The 19,233-nt window shown below is 41.9% G+C and carries 21 protein-coding genes and 1 pseudogene; 2 read left to right on the forward strand and 20 right to left on the reverse strand.

The features are described from left to right. Positions 1 to 5 precede the first annotated feature (5 nt). The 14 genes from O3620_RS01040 to dnaG all read right to left on the reverse strand — a co-directional run bounded on the left by O3620_RS01040 (position 6) and on the right by dnaG (position 12,613). Complete coding sequence (locus O3620_RS01040; RefSeq protein WP_371601329.1) at positions 6 to 2,669, reverse strand: phage tail tip lysozyme; 2,664 nt, start codon at positions 2,667 to 2,669, stop codon at positions 6 to 8. Between the two features lie 14 nt (positions 2,670 to 2,683). Continuing rightward, the gene (locus O3620_RS01045) at positions 2,684 to 5,050 is read right to left on the reverse strand and encodes a VirB4-like conjugal transfer ATPase, CD1110 family (protein WP_371601330.1); all 2,367 of its coding nucleotides are present in this window, start codon (positions 5,048 to 5,050) and stop codon (positions 2,684 to 2,686) included. Further along, positions 5,004 to 5,363 carry a PrgI family protein gene (locus O3620_RS01050; RefSeq protein WP_232011378.1) on the reverse strand — a complete coding sequence of 120 codons (360 nt, stop codon included), beginning with the start codon at positions 5,361 to 5,363 and terminating at the stop codon, positions 5,004 to 5,006. Before O3620_RS01050 ends, O3620_RS01045 begins: the two co-directional genes overlap by 47 nt. A gap of 71 nt (positions 5,364 to 5,434) precedes the next feature. After that, positions 5,435 to 5,845 carry a lactose transporter gene (locus O3620_RS01055; protein ID WP_371601331.1) on the reverse strand — a complete coding sequence of 137 codons (411 nt, stop codon included), beginning with the start codon at positions 5,843 to 5,845 and terminating at the stop codon, positions 5,435 to 5,437. Positions 5,846 to 5,896: 51 nt separating this feature from the next. Continuing rightward, positions 5,897 to 6,628, reverse strand: coding sequence for a type IV secretion system protein (locus tag O3620_RS01060; RefSeq protein WP_371601332.1), 732 nt, complete (start codon positions 6,626 to 6,628; stop codon positions 5,897 to 5,899). Between the two features lie 22 nt (positions 6,629 to 6,650). Beyond that, complete coding sequence (locus tag O3620_RS01065) at positions 6,651 to 6,878, reverse strand: hypothetical protein (RefSeq protein WP_125336601.1); 228 nt, start codon at positions 6,876 to 6,878, stop codon at positions 6,651 to 6,653. Positions 6,879 to 6,883: 5 nt separating this feature from the next. Continuing rightward, positions 6,884 to 7,213, reverse strand: a complete 330-nt coding sequence (locus O3620_RS01070) for a YdbC family protein (RefSeq protein ID WP_371601333.1) — start codon at positions 7,211 to 7,213, stop codon at positions 6,884 to 6,886. Then, a complete protein-coding gene (locus O3620_RS01075; RefSeq protein ID WP_004192253.1) occupies positions 7,210 to 7,545 on the reverse strand; it encodes a hypothetical protein in 336 nt (111 codons plus the stop codon). Before O3620_RS01075 ends, O3620_RS01070 begins: the two co-directional genes overlap by 4 nt. A 257-nt stretch (positions 7,546 to 7,802) precedes the next feature. Continuing rightward, positions 7,803 to 8,012, reverse strand: coding sequence for a hypothetical protein (locus tag O3620_RS01080; RefSeq protein ID WP_371601334.1), 210 nt, complete (start codon positions 8,010 to 8,012; stop codon positions 7,803 to 7,805). A gap of 68 nt (positions 8,013 to 8,080) precedes the next feature. Then, a complete protein-coding gene (locus O3620_RS01085; RefSeq protein WP_371601335.1) occupies positions 8,081 to 8,941 on the reverse strand; it encodes a replication initiator protein A in 861 nt (286 codons plus the stop codon). A 3-nt stretch (positions 8,942 to 8,944) separates the two neighbouring features. Next, a complete protein-coding gene (locus O3620_RS01090) occupies positions 8,945 to 9,106 on the reverse strand; it encodes a hypothetical protein (RefSeq protein WP_004192262.1) in 162 nt (53 codons plus the stop codon). A 142-nt stretch (positions 9,107 to 9,248) separates the two neighbouring features. Beyond that, on the reverse strand, positions 9,249 to 9,587 hold the full coding sequence (locus O3620_RS01095; RefSeq protein ID WP_002895943.1) for a metal-sulfur cluster assembly factor: 339 nt from the start codon (positions 9,585 to 9,587) through the stop codon (positions 9,249 to 9,251). 126 nt (positions 9,588 to 9,713) lie between these two features. Beyond that, positions 9,714 to 10,826 carry an RNA polymerase sigma factor RpoD gene (rpoD, locus tag O3620_RS01100; protein WP_371601336.1) on the reverse strand — a complete coding sequence of 371 codons (1,113 nt, stop codon included), beginning with the start codon at positions 10,824 to 10,826 and terminating at the stop codon, positions 9,714 to 9,716. A gap of 2 nt (positions 10,827 to 10,828) precedes the next feature. Next, the gene (gene dnaG / locus O3620_RS01105; RefSeq protein ID WP_371601337.1) at positions 10,829 to 12,613 is read right to left on the reverse strand and encodes a DNA primase; all 1,785 of its coding nucleotides are present in this window, start codon (positions 12,611 to 12,613) and stop codon (positions 10,829 to 10,831) included. 154 nt (positions 12,614 to 12,767) lie between these two features. Here dnaG and mscL point away from each other — a divergent pair, with 154 nt between their 5' ends. Beyond that, a complete protein-coding gene (gene mscL / locus O3620_RS01110) occupies positions 12,768 to 13,151 on the forward strand; it encodes a large conductance mechanosensitive channel protein MscL (RefSeq protein WP_002913711.1) in 384 nt (127 codons plus the stop codon). Positions 13,152 to 13,264: 113 nt separating this feature from the next. On the opposite strand, the gene rpsU is transcribed toward mscL, so the two are convergent. From rpsU to O3620_RS01140, 6 genes and pseudogenes are all read right to left on the reverse strand, one after another. After that, entirely contained in the window at positions 13,265 to 13,441 is a 177-nt protein-coding gene (gene rpsU, locus O3620_RS01115) for a 30S ribosomal protein S21 (protein WP_000048054.1), read from the reverse strand. Positions 13,442 to 13,588: 147 nt separating this feature from the next. After that, complete coding sequence (locus O3620_RS01120; RefSeq protein WP_371601338.1) at positions 13,589 to 14,272, reverse strand: DUF4956 domain-containing protein; 684 nt, start codon at positions 14,270 to 14,272, stop codon at positions 13,589 to 13,591. 11 nt (positions 14,273 to 14,283) lie between these two features. Beyond that, entirely contained in the window at positions 14,284 to 15,015 is a 732-nt protein-coding gene (locus tag O3620_RS01125) for a polyphosphate polymerase domain-containing protein (RefSeq protein ID WP_371601339.1), read from the reverse strand. Between the two features lie 377 nt (positions 15,016 to 15,392). Further along, positions 15,393 to 16,862: a M56 family metallopeptidase gene (locus O3620_RS01130; protein WP_371601340.1), complete on the reverse strand. Its 1,470-nt coding sequence runs from the start codon at positions 16,860 to 16,862 to the stop codon at positions 15,393 to 15,395. 15 nt (positions 16,863 to 16,877) lie between these two features. Further along, positions 16,878 to 17,255 carry a BlaI/MecI/CopY family transcriptional regulator gene (locus O3620_RS01135; RefSeq protein WP_002895954.1) on the reverse strand — a complete coding sequence of 126 codons (378 nt, stop codon included), beginning with the start codon at positions 17,253 to 17,255 and terminating at the stop codon, positions 16,878 to 16,880. 114 nt (positions 17,256 to 17,369) lie between these two features. After that, positions 17,370 to 17,726: pseudogene (locus tag O3620_RS01140) on the reverse strand (DUF1304 domain-containing protein). Positions 17,727 to 17,915: 189 nt separating this feature from the next. On the opposite strand from O3620_RS01140, the gene O3620_RS01145 reads away from it, so the two are divergent. Beyond that, on the forward strand, positions 17,916 to 19,232 hold the full coding sequence (locus O3620_RS01145) for an FAD-containing oxidoreductase (RefSeq protein ID WP_371601341.1): 1,317 nt from the start codon (positions 17,916 to 17,918) through the stop codon (positions 19,230 to 19,232). The last annotated feature ends 1 nt before the right edge of the window (position 19,233 follow it).

The following is a 19,233-nucleotide window of genomic DNA, read 5'->3' on the forward strand; positions in this document are numbered from 1 at the left end:
TCCTTTTATTGTTTAACTTTGATTTGTTGGCTTTGTACTAGTGCGGGGCCACCTGTAATGAGGAAAGATGGATCCGGACTAGCCGCTGTACCAATCGCTGGAGTCGGGCTAATTTCTAGATGAACGTGATAGATTGTTGTAGCACCTGAATTTCCCAATAGAGCTATTTGTTGGCCAGCTTTGACCTCGGTACCAGGAGCAAGATTTGGCTGCTCCTTCAAATGACCGTAATATAAATACTGATCAGTTCCTTCTGGAATAATGGTGATTTGATATCCACCGACAGCAGAGAAACCAGTATTATATACTTTACCATTGGTAATTGAATAAACTGGCACATCTGCAGGCAATGCAGCAGTTCCGTATTGGACGTTTACTGGTGCCAGGTCTACTCCGGTATGCTTCCCACCGGACGGGCCATAAAGGCCACCACCGGCCCCAGAAGACCAAGGAGTGTAGCCGTAAGGCTGCATGACCCAATAGTCCTGGTTGAAGATAGGGGCATATTTGCCGTTTGGCTTAATAAAGGAAGCTCCTCCGCTACCACCGCCATTTTCCAAATAAGAAAGAACTTGCTTAGCGCTATCCTGTCGTTGGAGTAGTTTATCTCCAGGATTTCCCTCCCAATTGACAAGAAATTCTTTTGTCAATTGGGAGATGTCATCGTTACTCTCGCTGATACGATTGACTATCTCAATGTAATAAGGGCTATCACCCTTGAACATAAATTCGATTTGCAGCTCTAAGTCATACCATTTTTTGTTTTTACTCTTTGCATAATCAAGTAACATGGTATGACGGAGAGAACCGTCTTCAGTGTCCGTCCACTGGCCAAGTCCAAGCCCTCGATGAACGATATTTCTATATCGGCCATTATAGATAGCTGGCCCGTTTAAAGAAAGCCAATTAGGATCATCCCAAGAATTTGCAGAAGCTCCAATAGGGGGATTTAGATAATCTCCCTCAGCTCTTTTGGCTGTAATGTTACTTTCTGTCAGAAAGTTACCCATAATAGCGGATGCAGCTTTTTTTGTAATATTAGGCTTGTATTTCTTCAGGAGTTTGTAGGTTTGTTGCACTCGTTGAGCAACATCCCCTGAAAATTCAATGTTCGTTAGAACCGACGTTGTTTGTGTATAGCTGGCATTTGGAAGATAAAAGCCTGGATTGACATAGACCCATTCTTTTTTCTTCCGATCCTTTAGTTTCTTATAAAAGACCTCTTGGCCATCTTCCGAACCAACCGCTCCGATTTCATCCCCAGGCAGAATTTTATCACCGGATTTAAAGCGGGCTTTATCTACTTTTTTGTAGGTGAATTCCCGCTTTTTATCCTTGATGATAAAGTCTCCGTCTTTGATTTCTACTGTACCTGGCATGGTTGCGTATATTGGAGAACCTTTAGAAGCCTGTAAGACAGAACCCTCATAAAGTTTATCCTTACTTTCGTAACCAAAGCGCTTTGTGATAGTGACTCCTTCGACAGTTTCGTCAGATGTTTCCTTCGAGAACGGATGCTCTAAGTCATTATAGTTAATGTAAAAGCCAACTTGTTTAGCTTGCTCAACTACTTCCCCAAATTCTTCCTGATCCTTTTTAGAAAGTTTGATATAGTCATGCTTGCTGGATTTAGTCAATTCTTCCATTGTTTGGAGATTGTCCTTATCTCCATTCATTTCATTCCAAATATCCGTCAGCAAGTCTCGATAAGGTTTATCGAACTCCAGCATCCCTTTCTTTTTGTTATAGGGCTTATCCAGTTTATAATCACTGTATTTATAGCCCATAAACATCATGACTGAGTCTATATCGCTCCAGTAATCAACTTCATCAGTTGACTTTTCCCTATCGAGTTTGCTGAGGTGCGTCCAGGCATCCGTCAGGTCAAACTCATTCTGTGAGACCGTAGAGCTTCCACCTCCAAATAATGCTCCTAAAAGGACAATAGCTAGCAAGGCTAAAAATATAATCAGATAGGCTTTAGCCGATAAGGGATTTTTGAGAACCGCAAGAATTGGCTTACTAAATTTAGCAAATACCTTCCGAGTTGCTTTGGCTGCTTTTCCGAATTTTGATGTTCTGAGCCTTGCACGTAAGCGCTGGTATTTATTTCTAAACTTGGTTTCCCAGCGATTAGCAACTGGGGTGCGAGTGAAACTACGACCACGGACTAGGTTATAAGTCCGATTGCTAGCTCCATAAACTGCTCTAGTCGTCCTTTTCCCAATTTTCAAAGTATATCGGCCAGCTTTCTTAGCTTGTCTTACTTCTGCATGTGTACGACGGATTGTGCGACGTGCAGAAGCTACATCTTCCAAAATATTGTTATCCGAAAATACATCATCTATAAATTGAGAAGCCTGTTGATGCACTAAATGGCCAGCTTTTTGAAAATTGCTGCCACCATTTCTTTCTATTGCTCCCTTCTTCTTATCTTTAGCAACTTGTTTCTTTTCTTTTAAGACTTTGAGTTCGCCTTTTGCCACCGCATTCCTAGCTTCCGCCTTTCTAGTGACGTAATGCTTTTCTGCAGCGGTTTGCGGATTGAGAAGCTCTCTTTCTCTTTTATTGGCTGCCTGATAAGAGGCTTTCGTTGTCTTAATCTGAGAATTGATTTCTCTATACTCCGCTTTGGCTTCTCTCACTTCTCGTCTTGATTTTCTTGACAACGTTTCACCTCCTATTAAGCATCTGTCGCAATCAATTCAAATAATCGAGTGTGTTTTGGTATTGGGTTTTCAAATGGTACTACCACTTGACCAGCCACAATTAAGCCTGTTCCCTTGGCTTTTGGCTTTTCAATATATCGAGTTAAGGTTGGGGTAAGGGTTATAGCTCTTGATAAAGCCAGCAAATCTGATTTCTTATGCTTTAGTAAAATCATAAATTCACTGTTGGAAACCAACTTCCGTCCTTCTTCTTTGTTCATCAGGGTTTCAATATTTTGGGTAATGGCTGTTGCGATTGCCCCATATTTCCGCACCCGAGAATACAACTCAGTAAAGAAGATAGCTTGAGCTTCTTCCTTGAAGTACAGCTGTACTTCGTCAAAGTAAATGCGAGTAGTCAGTTGTCCTTGAGAGGCGACAACCTGGTTCCAGATATAGTCCTGAATAACCATCATCGCAAAAGGCTTCAACTTACCAGTCAACCGCTTCAGATTAAAGATAACAAAGCGGTCTGTAATATCGACATTGGTTTCATGAGCAAAGATATTCTGTGATCCTTTCGCATAGATTTCAGATTTAAGAGCCAGCTCCTGAGCCTCTGGTTCTTCCTGCTCTTCCAAGACATCATGCCAATCTTTCAGGGTTGGAGTCTGATCACTCTTTTCAAATCGACGGTAAGTCTCCCTGGTAACACGATCAATGATCGTGTACTCAACATCCCCAACCTCGTCCAGAATAGACTCAAATAGCCCCATAAGCAGATTTGACTTGTCACCGATTGGATCATTATCTTCATCCTTGAGTTGGCTCACATCCGGTAAATCAAGTAAATTAAGGTGAGACTTGGAGCCGATGAAAATATCCACCAACTGCGCCCCAAATTCTCGACCAATATCAGAGTATTCATCTTCCGGGTCAACAATGATAATTCTGTCTTCTGGATTTTTCAAATAAGTTGGAATAATTTCCATACTTTTTACTGTTACTGATTTTCCGGAGCCAGAAGAACCAAGTACAACTCCTGAACCGGTATTCAAATCTGCTTTCCGATCAACTGTAATAACATTGTTTGAAAGCTGATTTTGACCATAATATAAAGCACGGTCGCTTTCAGATTTCAAGTCAACATTAGTAAATGGAATTTGTGTCGCTAAATTTGCTGTTGTCATATCACGGATAAAACGACGCTTCACATTTAAGAATGTGTGACCGATAGGAAGAATGGTATTTAGCCCCTCTTCTTGGTAGTAGAAACACTCTTGAAAGTTCACCCCAACCTTACGAGCAGCCGTCAAAACCTTGTCAGTAATATTGGCTAATTCGTCTTCATCTTTAGCCTTAAAGTAAAGAGCAATCAGCCCTGAAAAAGCTTTTTGATCGTTGTCGTCAATTTCTTCTTTCCAGCGTTTGGTAGACTCAGAAATTTCCTTTGCTCGACCACTGACTGCCAGCTCCTGGTCTACTCCTTCTTGCGCACCAGAACGTTGAGCCTTAATCATTTCAGTCTTGATAGTGGTGTCAGCATTGTTAATCTTCTTCAAGAACTCTGCTGGTTCATAAGGTACAGCCTGAACCGTAATTGCCAACTCCTCTCCAATATCCGTCAGATTTTTAATCATCCGGTCAGTTAGAAAGGTTGGAAAGTTTCGAGCATACATAACTTTAGCCACTTCATCATTGATCCGGAAGCGATTTTCTAGGAAATGCAGTTGGTTAGGAGCGATAAAGTCCTTACTATGCAATTCAGAGAGAGCAATATCCCGGTAAGTGTAAGGTAGTCTGTGTTTACCCAGCAGCAACTCCGCAAAGACATCCAAGCGCTCTTTCCCGTCTAGTTCTTGAAAACCAATATCCATCTGAGCATACTGATTTTCAAGCGAACTGCCAATTTCTTTCAAATTGGCATCCGCCTGCTCCCGATTATAGGCTTCTGTTCCAATCGTGACATATTTCTCAACCTGAAAATTCTTTGAATCACTAGAAAAACGGCTTTCAATCATATCATTGTATTCTTTTCGGAACTTGTCGAAACCATCTCCAACCTCTTCATACTTGATCCGTTCGACTGTGTTATCTTCAATTTTTCTATTGATAACCAGAAGCTGAAAGGTTGTTCCTGAGTCCAAAGAATTGAGCGCTTCGGCATGAGTATCTATCACATCGATTTTCTCTTCCTGATTAGCCGATAAATAGGCTACGTCACCCAGGCGATAGGTTCTAGACCATTTATCTTTAGCGACGTGCAATAGTCCGTTTTCATACAGGCTATTGTACTTGATAGTATTCTGTGTAGATGCCTTCAGTGTCCGTCTTAGACGATTGCGACGTTCCTTTTCAGCTTTCGTCAAATTCTTTGACTTTCCTCCAAAGTTTAAAATCATCTTTTGTAAACTCCTCTCCTTCCTCAAATTCTGTTAAATAGCCCCTTTTTTGGACTTTTAAATTAAACATCACTCTATCCTTAACGAGTTCATCAAAGCCTAGCCCATAAATTACAAAAGGCGGGGCAACGATAAAAGCCGTTAGGTACATTAAAATATCCGAGAGTCCCATCAGTGAAATGGTGATTGTAATAGCCGAAACTAGCACAATCCCCAACACCAAGATTAGAATTCGTTTGGTCATTCCAAACGCTATCGGGCGTTCATAATCATCAAACGTTTTTATAAATTCACTCCCTAGTTTATTGTTCATTCTGCCTCCTTCTAGCCAATTAAAAAACACCTTGCCTTGCAAAGTGTTAGTTCAACCTATTCAATTCAGTTTTATTCTCTGATTTTGCTAATGGTAGCCATAATAGCTCCGATAAAAGAAATAAGTAAAATAGCTAATACTGACCAACCAGTCTCAAATGGATTTCCTCCTTCAACGACATTCAAGATAAAGACTCTATAAGCAAAATAAGCAAATATCCAGAAGAGAGACAATCCAAGAAACATAACTACCCAATTCAACAGAACATTTAGGATAAAGAATGGGGTCGCAATCAGAAATCCAAACACCATGACAATGATGTTGAATGCAATATCAAAAAAAGTACCAATCTTAGACCAAATGGATGGCTTATACTTCTTCGTCTTTGATGGTTGGAATGGTACAGTAGCTGGCTCTTCTTTGGGAAAAGATAATTTGAAATGACTGCCTTCTCGCCTGATTTGATACTTCATTTCTGCCATGACCTCACCTCCTAATATATTAGAATTATTTTACCATATTTTTTATGATTTTTACATAGCATTTAAGAGTGTTTTCGCTTGTTTTTGACTACCAAAGAGACACATGATGTAAACAACGCTTTTACCAATAGAAGCAAAAGCAGTTACCCAATCGCCCTTACCTGCCTTAAACATATCATCTGAAACTAAAGCTGGATAAAGTTTAATAACAATGACCAACAACAATCCTTGAAAAGCATAAGCTGCAAAGAGCTTTAGAAAATTAATAGTGATATTTCTTGTCTTTTCTGACATGAATAAAGCTGTCAAAATTGGTGCCACAGCCTTGAGAATATACATCTGGAAAAATCTTAGAAAGGCAATAATTCCAGCACAAACGTTCCCAACAAAATCGGTTGCTGAACCAACTAAGCCAACTATTTGTTTCATGATCCAGCCGCTCACTCCTGAAGTATCTACATCAGATTTGAAACCTGTCTTTGGCAGGACACTGTTGACTAAGGTAATGCCTTTATTGAAAAAGTAGACTATAACATCGAAAATTTCTGAACTGTAATAAACCAACATAAAGGCTAGAATATAGCCCAAGGCTACCTCCATCCAAAGCTGTATGGTTAAACTCCCTCCCTCTTGACCTAATCTTCTATTCCAGGACATCATGTCAAAAAGAAAGAAAGTTAAAATAATGACTGCTGCAATAGGCAACAAGGCATTATTGATTTTGTCCGCATACTGATTAACGGTTGAACTATAGCTAGCTAGAGATTTACTAATGCTATCCATTCCCTCTAGCTCCTTTCACTACTTATTTTGGAATTGAATTGAGCGCTGTAATGATTGCTTGGCAGACTGAAACTGCAATTACACCAACAGCACCACCATTGATCATTGAATTTGCGCCTTTTTCCTGACGCATAGAGTCATTATTGTTTCGTCCTCCGAAAAATTCAATAACACCAACTAACACCCAGACCAAACCTGTAATACCTACAATGATCTGTAACATTTGAAATACTTTAACTGCCGTTTCCATTTATTTCATTCCTCTTTTCTATCTTCTGTTAGATTTAATTGTTGTAACACTTTCCCCAGGACAATCATTTCATCCTCAAAAAGTGTGACTCCTTTGCCAACTCGTGAATAATCGTCCTTCCAAGATCGAATATCATATCTTGGAACTGTATCGTTCCAAGATACTTTATTTAGTTCTTTTCGCCAGCCTTTTTCAGTAGTTGATAGCGTTGCTATATGCTCAACCACTTTAAAATGAACTGGCTCATTATTATCTTTTCTGGGGTGACGGTTGGACTGGTTCTGTTCCTGAGGTTTTTCAAAACTCCAATCATTTCCGTCTTTCCAATCCGTCATGTAGTTCCTCCTGTTTTTCTTCTAGTTCGGTGATAACCTGTTCCGGTCAGTCTCAATACGCTGGTCGTTCCAAATCGACATCTTCTTGCAATTAAAATATTATTTCTGGTAATTGTGCGAATTGCAGAAAAAATGTCTTTATACTCGACTTTCAACTCAACGACTGTAGACTTTCCGGCAACGTAGCCACGTCTTGAAATGGTTCCATACTTTGGCTTTAAAACCAAAATCTCACCAGTTTCCAGATAGGCAGAGGCTCCACCTTCACGTCCTAACTGTTTTAAATCTCTGATGCAGACTTCATTGTCTGCAAGGTCTTTAAATTTATTCATTCTTTTTCTCCTTCTCGAATAAATTTAGGTTAATTTACACCCATGCTGTATAACCATCAAGGTTATATCCGTACTTCCTACGCACCGTTTATGGTCATAACGGCAAACCTGCAACAATGCAATATGTGACTGAGGCTGTTTTCAGCTGTACACTCCGCCCCCCATTCTGTATCTCATAGTCACGCTGTATCAGGGCAGAGGCTATATGCAGTTGTCAAAGTGCTTCAGCAGTTTAGCGACTTACTGAGGTCAAGTTTTTAAAAATGTGGAATCAATTTAATCTCAAAATGAGGCAATCCAAAAGCTATTCCCAAAAAGAAAGTTAAAATAGCAGCAACTAAAAACCAAACAACTATCTTAGCACCTTCATCAATAATCAACTGCCAAGAAATACAGAACCATTCATACAGTTGATTTATAAGAAAAACTACAGTGATAAATATAAAAATATATGCAAAAAGTGTCATCAATTTCCTCTCCGTTCAAACATTTCTTTCTAGTAAAATCTATTTCATTGTTCCTAGAGAACAAAATCTTATTCCAACTGCTTTCTGGCATTGCTGTTGTAAGTGGCTAGTAGCCCATTGTAGATGTACTCAGCAACCATTTCAGACGAACGAGCAAAGCGCATGTTCTCTAGAGCATACTTGTAACGATCCTCAAATGGCAGCATGATAACACTAATTACTGTTTCTGAATAGCTATCTTCCAAAAGCTGAGCATAGACCAAATCACAGATATAATCTTTATCATACTTGGTAGCTTTATCAACTTTCCGGAAAAGAGAATTTGGATTTTTATTTTTTGAATTTTGAGTAGCCTTTTCCTCATCCTCCTCAGAAAGAATTAATTCAGTATCACTAATATCAGTATCACTAATATCAGTATCGTTAGGGGATAAATTTGATACCGGGGTAGTATCAAATTGACACCCCCCTGGTGTTTTTTTGACACCCCCCTGGTCTAAATTTGACACCCCCCTAGTGTCAGATTTGAAATCACCTGGTTTATCAGCATTTCTAGCAGGTGTATCATCTTGTAGTAGACCAAGGTAAATCCGGTTAGCAAGGTTTCCTGATTTACTAGTAGATTGTTGAATTTCACGAATTAAACCATATTCTGTAAGCTGCTTCTTAATTCTTAAAAGAGTAGATTTTGAACAATTTAGGATCTTCATTAGATTAGAGTTAGAATATACCAAATAGATATTTCCATCTTCATCAATCCAATTGTTCTTGAAAGATAAATCCAATCTGTCTTTCAGCATAGAATAAGCTACTTTGGAGTCTAATCTCATGTTCTCGTACAAAGGGCTTTCAAACAGAATTTTGGGTAATGCATAAAATCGTTCTGATGTTTGATAATGACTTGCACTAATAAATTTTATATCTCGCATTGATTAAACCTCCCTCAGTCTAAAAGCACCTTTTGAGTTAAATCTAATCAATCCAAAAGCTTCTAGCTCTTTCAAATTTTCTAGCGTTTCTTTTCGAGTAGCACCAGTCTCTTTCATCAAGAATGAAATAATAGCCTCTCTGGATTCTTTTTCTTTAGGTGACATATTAGCCCCTCCTTAGTTATCTTAAACAAACAAAAAACGAGGAAATGATTTCTCATTTCCTCGTCAATTTCTTATTCAATTTTTCACTTTCTCAAAACTCTAGACACTTACCACACAGCAGGCCAGCACTCACTATCAGTTCTTAGCGAATCCCCAAAGCAATCCGAGCATAGCGGCTCATCTTTTCCACTGTCCAAGCTGGGTACCAAACCAACTTAACATCCGTCTTGGTAACCTCTGGAACATCAGACATGGCATCATAGATCTGGTCAGTCAGAAGATCCGCCAGAGGGCATCCCATGGTTGTTAGGGTCATATCGATTTCCGTCTCTCCATTGGTCTCATCAAAACGGATTTCATAGATTAGACCTAGATTAACAATATCAATCCCCAGCTCTGGGTCAATGACCTGCTCCAAGCTCTCCAAAATACGTGTTTTAATCTTTTCAACTTCTTCAGGGCTGTATTTTTTTTCTGACATGCAATATCCTCCTTATAGATATAGCAGAAATTTCAAGTTAGCTCGAGGGGGCTTTTGCTTTCAGCTAAGGTTGCCGACTTTATGCTTCCTGCTGAAAAATTTCTGCCCCTTCTTACTCTTCACTTCTTAATCTTCGATAAAGTCTCTGAGTGGTTTGCTGCGGCTTGGATGGCGAAGTTTACGCAGAGCCTTGGCTTCAATCTGGCGAATCCGCTCGCGGGTGACATTGAAGACCTTACCGACATCTTCCAGCGTCCGCATTTTTCCATCGTCCAGACCAAAGCGCAGACGCAAGACGTTTTCCTCGCGGTCTGTCAGCGTATCCAAGACCTCATCCAGCTGCTCACGAAGGACAACACGAGTAGTATAGTCGACTGGATTTTCGATCACTTCATCTTCGATAAAGTCCCCAAGATGGCTGTCATCTTCCTCACCGATAGGCGTCTCCAGCGACACCGGCTCTTGAGCAATCTTGAGAATCTCACGAACCTTGTCAGGTGTCATATCCATCCGCTCAGCGATTTGCTCAGGCGTAGGATCTTGACCTAATTCCTGCAAGAGATTACGTTGCTCGCGGACTAGCTTGTTAATGGTTTCCACCATGTGGACCGGAATCCGAATAGTCCGAGCTTGGTCAGCAATCGCACGGGTAATGGCCTGACGAATCCACCAAGTCGCATACGTTGAAAACTTAAATCCTTTGGTGTAGTCAAACTTATCAACAGCCTTCATCAGCCCCATATTCCCTTCTTGAATCAAGTCAAGGAACTGCATGCCACGGCCGACATAGCGCTTAGCAATGGAAACAACCAGACGAAGATTGGCCTCAGCCAGACGCTGCTTGGCTTCCAAGTCTCCCTGTTCTACCAAGATAGCCAGCTCCTGCTCTTCTTCATTGCTGAGAAGGGGCACAACCCCGATTTCTTTCAGATACATGCGGACTGGGTCATTGACCTTGGCTGAATTGCTGCCTAGGAGCTCTTCATCCGTCAGCTCTGCTTCTTCCTCTTCGTTATTCAAGACGCGCGCGCTGGGATTTCCTTCCTTATCTGTAATTGAGATGCCAGCATCCTGGATACGCTGCAGCAAATCCTCAATCCCATCAGCATCCAAAGTGAAAGGAATAACCAGCTGGTCATTGATTTCATCATCTGTCGCAACCCCTGTCTGCTTGTGGTTGCGGATAAATTCTGCAATTTGAACGTCTAATGTTGTTACTTCTCTTTGTTTTGTAGCCATTCCTACTCCATTCTTCTTTTTTGCTCAATCAAGCGCTCCAGCTCGGATAAGGCTGTATCCGTATCTCCGCTGTGAGAGGCTTCTCGAATCTTCTTACTAATAAACTGATTATGCTTGCGCAAAATCTCCCGCTCTCTGGTTTCTTCCACTTCTTTCAACTCATCTTCCAAAACCTCATCCGGCAAGTCTTCTTCCAAGACGCGGTACCAAGCCTGCTGGACATGATCCGGCAGCTGGGACAAATCCTGCGGTGTCACCTCGCCATTTGCCAGTAAAATCTCATACAAGATCTGCAATTCTTCCGAGTCAAAGACAAAATCTTCTCTCAGCCGATATTGGTTCAATATCAAAGGATGATGTATCATGCGGTGGAAGATATGATTTTCCGCCCTCATGAGACGACTCAGCCGGTTCGAAGGCGAAAACTGCATGACGACTGGTTGAGACTGCTGAGTGGGCGCCTCCTGACTGCGACTAGAGCGCTCAGCCAGCCGGCTGTTATTCACCGTCTGCTCCACCTGCTGATAGTCAAAGTCCGGCAGCAACTCAGCCAGCATGTAAATATAGGAGTTCTGCGCTGTGATGGACTTGGTCTTCGCAATAATCGGTGCCATCTTCTCTACAAACTCAATCTGAGCCTGTAGATTTTCAATATTATCTGGTTTCAGATGATGCAGCAGAAACTCCACATTACTTATTCGCGTTTTGCTCAGTAAATGCTGCAAATCTTCCTCAGAATTTTTAGCGAGAAACTCATCCGGATCCAAATTATCCGGAATCCGAACAATTTCCACCGTCATATCTTTCAGCTCATCCAAAGCCTTTGCAGTCGCTGCCTGCCCTGCCCTATCTCCATCATAGGATAGGATAATCTTCTTGCAATACTTGCTCAGATGCTGGACATGCTCAGGCGTCAGAGCTGTTCCCATCGAGGCAACCGCATTTTCAATCCCGGCCCGATAAGCCGCAATCACATCCATGAAACCTTCCATCAGATAGACCTCATGGCTCTTCTTGATAACCGGCTTGGCCTTATCCAGATGATAGAGCTCGTAGCTTTTATTGAAAATAGCGGTGCTGCGACTGTTTTTGTACTTGGCCTGATGGCCGTCTGAAGCCGCCGCTTGCCAAATCCGTCCGGAAAAGGCCACAACCTGCCCGCTGTCATTGGTCAGGGGAAACATAATCCGGTTCTGAAAAGCATCATAGACCAGATTATTCTCCGCCAGATTGAAGAGGCCCGAGTTCATGATGGTATTCTCATCAAACTTTCCAGCCATACTCTTATGAAGATAATTGCCTTCATTTGGAGCCAGGCCGATTTGAAAATGCTTAAGAACATCATCTGTCAGACCCCGCTGGTAGAGATAAGCCCGCGCTTCCTCTCCCATCTTGGTCGTCATCAGAACCGCATGATAAAATTTCGCTGCCTCGGTATGGATATCGTAGAGAGCCTGGTGCGGATGGCTTTGTCTCAGTCGGTCATTGCCCGCTGTCTCTACAGCCAAGGGAATCCCTGCCCGATCTGCTACAATCTGCACAGCATCCATAAAGGAAACGCCTCGATAATCCTCAATGAATTTGAAGACATCGCCCGACTTGCCGCAGCCAAAACAGTGATAAAACTGCTTGTCCTCTACAACGTTAAAAGAGGGCGTCTTTTCGCCATGAAAGGGACAGAGTCCCAGGAAATTCCGCCCAGCCTTGGTCAAGGCCACCGTTTCTCCTATGACATCGACGATATTGACGCTGTTTTTAATTTCAGAAATGATTTCTTTATCAATCAAGAGACAATACCTCCAATTTATCATAGAATATCATTCTATATTTTATACTAAAATGAAGCAAATGTAAAATATTTGACAAACAAATATCTTGTAGATGTCATATAAATAAGCTATAATATAATCTCATTAATAAATTCTTGAAAGGAAAGAAAGAATGTTAAAGGATCTTAAAGAATTCTTGCTGCGCGGGAACGTGATTGATTTGGCAGTCGGTGTGATCATCGCCAACGCTTTTGGAGCAATCGTCACTTCATTGATTACTGACGTAATCACTCCTCTCTTCCTCAAACCAATTTTGGATGCTGCACACTTGAATCAAATTGCTGATCTGAAATGGAACGGGATTGCCTATGGTAACTTCTTGAGCGCTGTAATTAACTTCTTGGTAATCGGTACTGTTCTCTTCTTCATCGTTAAGTCTGCTGAAAAAGCACAAAGCCTTGCTAAGAAGAAGGAAGAAGCTGAAGAAGCGCCAGCTGGACCAACTGAATTGGAAGTCCTGCAAGAAATCAAAGCTTTGTTGGCTGAGAAAAAATAAAGAGAATTCACTGATGAAAATCAGTGTTTTTTTCTTGCCTATTGCTCACAATCATCCCCTTCTCTCCAAAGAGTGAAAACAAAAAACAGACCGGAGTCTGCTTTTTTGTTCAATTAGAATTTTTTACGTTTACGAGCTGCTTCTGATTTGCGTTTGCGTTTTACAGAAGGTTTTTCATAGAATTCACGTTTGCGTGTTTCTTGAAGAGTACCAGCTTTAGTAACCGCACGTTTGAAACGACGAAGTGCATCATCAAGTGATTCATTCTTGCGTACTACTGTTTTTGACATTTTTTTCACTCCCTTCAAGTCCAAAATCTATATAATCATACCACATATAGAAAAGAGTGTCAAGTATTTTCTGTAAGTATGATGTATCCCCTTTTTATGATACAAACAAGAAGACCAACTGCTCTGCTGCAGCTGGTCTTCTTTTGCTTAGAGGGTTTTACGCTTCTTAGCAGCTTTGGAAAGGGAAATGTCCTGCACCTTATCATAGAACAGGAACTGCTGAATGAGCTCTCTGTCGCTCATGTCAGGATTCAAGTCAACAACATAGTCCAGCTTGATAGACTTCTTTTCAGCCGACTTGAGAGATGTCAGTTCGGCTGATTTACAAGTCGTTTCAAAGATAGCATCAAAGAGTACTTCGTAGTCAAAATCAGCTGGAACCTGAACCTGGACATAACGTCTGGTCGGACTGACTGAAGTAAAGCTCATCTTTTCAAAGAGCATCCAGATGCCTGAAATAGCTAGAGTAAAGACAATTCCCAATGCTACAAAGCCCATCCCCGTTGTAATCCCGATAGCTGTCGCCATAAAGATGGCTAGAAGCTCCTTGGAGCCACCTGCGGCCGACCGGAAGCGAATCAAGCTGAAAGTCCCTGCTACGGCGACACTGGTACCCAGATTTCCATTAACCAAGAAGATGATAATGGAAATAATGGCTGGCAAAAGGGAGAGGGTGACGACAAATTCCTTGGTATAAATGGTTTGGCGCTTATAGACCTTGGCCAAGATAATTCCTAAAACCACACTAGTTGCTAGTGAAAAAATCAATGCTAAAGGATTTATCTTGATTTCCGTAGAGGAGTAGATACTGTTAAATAACTGATTGAGCATAAACTACCTCCTTAGGCCTTGACTGTTTGAGTCAGCCTTTCTTTAGTTTTCAGGTAGGCATTGCCGTATTTTGAAAAGGACTGGTCTTCAAGACCGTATTTATTCAGAATATCAGCCAGCCACTGAGGATATTGACCAGGAACCTTGATTTCCATAATCACCTTGTCGTCTTCCAGCAAGGGCAGTCCATAGCGGCCTAAAGCCAAGTCTACATCATAATCTCGGTAGCGGATGTTGGAATCAACTGTCACACGTACCTTTTTATCTTCCAATCCTCTCATAGAGTAGCGGTCATAGCTAATCACCATTTTTGGCTTCAAATCTATATAGCGCTCCTGCAACTGCTCCACTTCTGCCTTGACCCGATCATCAAAAATAGTATGGTCTGCCACACCGTTCACAATATAGTTGGTCACAGAGAGAGGATTCGAAACCAAACGGTATTTGAAACCTACTTCATCGCGTTTCTTCTTGATTTCCAAGAAAACTTGACTATCATCATTCGGCTGCTCAGCATAAGTCCGCATCCGCATCTTTTCACAACCGCCTTTTCTGGCAATGGAATCTTGAATCATCTGGAACTCATCATTATCAAAATACACATTAGAAATGGTGGATGTCGCATAATCATCTGCGGTGAGGTAAGGTCTCATATCAGCTTCAAGACGAGCTAGCATTGCTCGGTCAAGAATATACTTCGTTTCGATTCGTTGGAAGTTTGTTTGGATTTGCTTTTGTTTCATTTGAATTCTCCTTTGATTCTACAAATGTAGTTTGTGCTTTTAAAAGAAATAGAGCTTCCGCTCTGCATCCTACAAGCGTATGGATAAGCTTTGCTTTCTTCTCCTTTCCAAGAGTATTTTTTGAAATCATTCTACAAATGTAGTTTATGAGTATATTCTACACTTGTCGTTTATAAATGTCAAGAAAAAAGATAAATAATCTTTCAGTTTTTTTAGCATTAGGAAACGAAATGCAAACTGTAAGCAAAATCGACCTAAAATAAAAGATAAACTGATGACTAACTGCTCTTGGAGGATTGCCAAATCCCCCTTTGAGAAGATAATAAAATTCTACCAGTCTAAGCTTTTAAGAAACTTAAACTGGCAGAATCCTCTATTTAATCATCATCATGGTCATCATCATCATCTGGATCATCAGTGTCTGTCGTATGAGAGGAACTGTTCTGAGACGGAGTTTGAACTGTCGCTGTACTAGCTCCAGTATTTGCTCCGGTCGAGCCCGCTGCTCCCGTATTCCCTGCGCCTGCAGTAGCGCTGTTGTCAGCTGGAGTTGATGCAGCTGACGAGGATGGGCTGACTTCTTTTTCGACCGTTACCGTCTTTTCGACAATGGTATGCTGCTTGGATTGGATCAGTTTTCCATCCCTAGCATTGACAATGGTTTCATGGGCTGTTTGCTCGTGAGAGAAAAGAATCTTATAAGTGTCTTTCTCACGCGAAATTTGTAAATCTTTAATATCTTTTTCAGAAAGAGACAGCTCTTTTAAGACGGATGCTAGTGCCTGACGCTGACTGAGTCCCTGGGGCTGTTTTTGACCCGCTACAGGTTGGCTTTGTTGAGCAGCTGGGCTTTCTAGAGCAAAGACCGAGCTAGTCAAGAGCAAAAGGAGAGGAACTGCCACTACAAAGGCAGCAGACAGAAACCTCTTAGGCAGCCGGTTATCCATAATACCGACAATCCGACGCTTGAGATTAAACTTGTCAGAGTAAAAGCAGGTCGTCAGAGCAATTGGGGTCTTCTTACTGCGGTCTATCATGGTCAAAATCGTTTCACCGTAGAACGTCCGATACTCTGTATCTCTACAGCTCAGAACATCGTAGTCACAGTACATTTCTCCTGCTTCTTGGGTTTCACGGCAGGCAAAGCGGACAACCGGATTAAACCAGTGCAGACTCTTGGCAAAAATCCCTAAGAGATTGATTAAAACATCGCGATGCTTATAGTGAGTCAGCTCATGCTTGAAAATCAGCTGCAGCTCTTCTTCCGTGTAGTCAAGTTCTGGAAGCACGATTAAAATATCTCTGAAACCTAGCAGCATAGGACTTTGGGACATAGGATAGTGGAGCAGACGAATCTGGCCCTTAACTCCCATCTCCTGCTGAACAGCCCGCAACTGAGCCATCGCTTCTTCGTCCTGAAACTCCGTGCCCCAGCGCTTCAGCATCTTTCTGAAGCGAATATAAGAATAAGCGTATCTTCCTACACTAAAGAAAAAGCCAATCAGCCAGATGGCAAAGAGAATTTCAAACCAAGGCAGGTTTAGAAAAGCCTCCCACAGATTTGGCTGGGCAGCTTTTTCAACTGCTGGAGAAGCGCCCTGAGCTCCACCTGTCTGGGTAGCAGTCACTGCTGTCTGAACTACCGATCCTGTATTCAGCCGAATCAGGCCTGAGCCGAACTGAGGACGGAACGGAAACAGAAAACTTAGCAATATCAGAAACCAAATAAAATACTTCACTCTGACCGAAATCTTAGTCTTAAAGGCCGTAAAAAGCAGACTAAGCAAAAGCACCAAAATGGATGTCGACAAACTGGTCAGCAGAAAAGAAAGAAGGAACTGTTTCATGCTTATCCCTCCATCCTACTTTCCTTGGTTGAGCAAACTACGCAGCTCATCCAATTCATTTTCTGAAAAGGAGTTAGAAGAAAAGAGTGTTTTGACAAAACCGCCCATAGAACGACCACTATGACGCTTCAAGAAATCCGAAGCCTCAACTTCCAGATACTCATCTTCTGAGATTAAGGCTGTATACTGCCTTTCACGCCCCTTGCGGACACTTTCTAAAAAGCCCTTTTCTGTCAAGCGAGCCAAGACTGTCAGCAAAGTCTGAGGCTTCCAGTGATTGTCTGGTCCCAGCTTTTCCATGATACGGGCAGAGGTCGTCGGTGTAGGCAGCTGCCAAATTACCTTTAAAATAGTAAATTCCCCGTCTGGCAAACGTTTAATAGATCTTTTCATCGTTCCCACGCGCTTTCTAAATTAATGCTATTTCTAATTTTATTCTACACTTGTCTAACAAAAAAGTCAATCATTATATAAAAAAGAGCGAGAAATCAATTTTCCTCACTCTATTTAGAAAAATAAACTAAGTAGGGTCAGCATAACCAGCCCTCCCTGCTTGAACAGGATTTTGGGGTCACTGGTCACTGCACCGTATGCTGCCACCAAGATGATATAAACCATAAAAATTCCCAGCCAAACCGGACTAGGCTGTACAAAGGCCGCAATCAAGACCAAAACAGCTATCAGACCGTTGTATACTCATTGGTTTTTGAAAAGAGTATTGACCGACTGCTGCTCCAACTCCTCTTGTAACATGCCGAAAACCCGAGCTGTCGCTACCGAAGTCGTCGCGATGGTCTCCAAGTACAGGATATAGAAAAATTCCAAGGCAACCAAGCTTGCCAAAATAAGTGTAACAATAGACATTTTGACCTCCTAAAATAAATAACGAAACTTAGTATAACACAGACTGACTGGAACTGCGAAAACATTGCTCAAAAATGGACATTCTGTATAAAAATAAACACTAAAAATACTGAAGAAAAAAAGCGTAGCAGAAATCAGCAATTTCTGACTAGATATGATACAATCTTTTTTGAAAAATGGAGGTAAATTATGTTAACCTATGATTTAATTGTCATCGGCTTTGGGAAGGCCGGTAAAACATTGGCAGCCAAAATGGCGGCTCAAGGAAAAAAAGTTGCTTTGATTGAGCGAAGCAAGGCTATGTACGGGGGAACCTGTATCAATATCGCCTGCATCCCAACCAAGACCCTGCTTGTCGCAGCTGAAAAAGGCCTGGCTTTCGACCAAGTCATGGCTGAAAAGAATGCTGTTACCAGCCGTCTCAACGGGAAGAACTACGCAGCAATCAGTGGCGCTGGTGTCGACATCATTGATGCGGAAGCTCATTTTCTTTCAAATAAGGTCATCGAAATCACAGTTGGCGATGAAAAAGAGGAACTGACGGCTGAAACTATTGTTATCAATACCGGTGCCGTTTCCAATGTCCTGCCAATTCCTGGACTGACTGAAACCGAGCATGTCTATGACTCAACTGGCATTCAAAATCTGAAGGAACTTCCTAAACGCTTGGGAGTTCTGGGCGGCGGTAACATCGGACTAGAATTCGCTGGACTCTACAACAAATTGGGCAGTCAGGTGACTGTGCTGGATGCTGCACCTGTCTTTCTCCCTCGAGTAGAGCCTTCTATCGCTGCTCTAGCTAAGCAATACATGGAAGAAGACGGAATCCAACTCTTACAAAATGTACGTACCACACAGGTCAAAAATGATGGTGACGAAGTTGTAGTTGTGACAGAATCTGGAGAATTCCGCTTTGATGCCCTACTCTATGCTACCGGTCGTAAGCCGAATGTTGAACCACTACAGTTGGAAAATACAGATATCGAGCTGACAGAGCGCGGAGCGATTAAGGTCGATAAGCACTTGGAAACATCTGTACCTGGTGTATTTGCAGCGGGCGATGTCAATGGCGGTCTGCAGTTTACTTATATCTCATTGGATGACTTCCGTATCCTTTATAGCTATCTGGCTGGCGATGGCAGCTACACACTGGAAGACCGTAAAAACGTCCCTACCAGCATGTTCATCACACCACCTTTGGCTCAAATCGGATTGACTGAAAAGGAAGCCAAAGAGCAAGGCCTGCCGATTGCAGTTAAGGAGATTCCAGTCGCAGCAATGCCTCGTGGACATGTCAATGCTGACTTACGCGGTGCCTTCAAGGCTGTTGTCAACACTGAAACCAAGGAAATCGTCGGAGCGACTATCTTCTCAGCTGGGGCTCAGGAAATTATCAATATCCTGACTGTAGCCATGGATAATAAGATTCCTTACACCTACTTGAGCAAGCAAATCTTCACCCACCCAACGTTGGCTGAAAACCTCAATGATTTATTTGTTATCTAAT

The sequence above is a fragment of the Streptococcus sp. 27098_8_134 genome, assembly GCF_041431675.1.
GTDB classification, from domain to species: Bacteria; Bacillota; Bacilli; order Lactobacillales; family Streptococcaceae; genus Streptococcus; species Streptococcus sanguinis_R.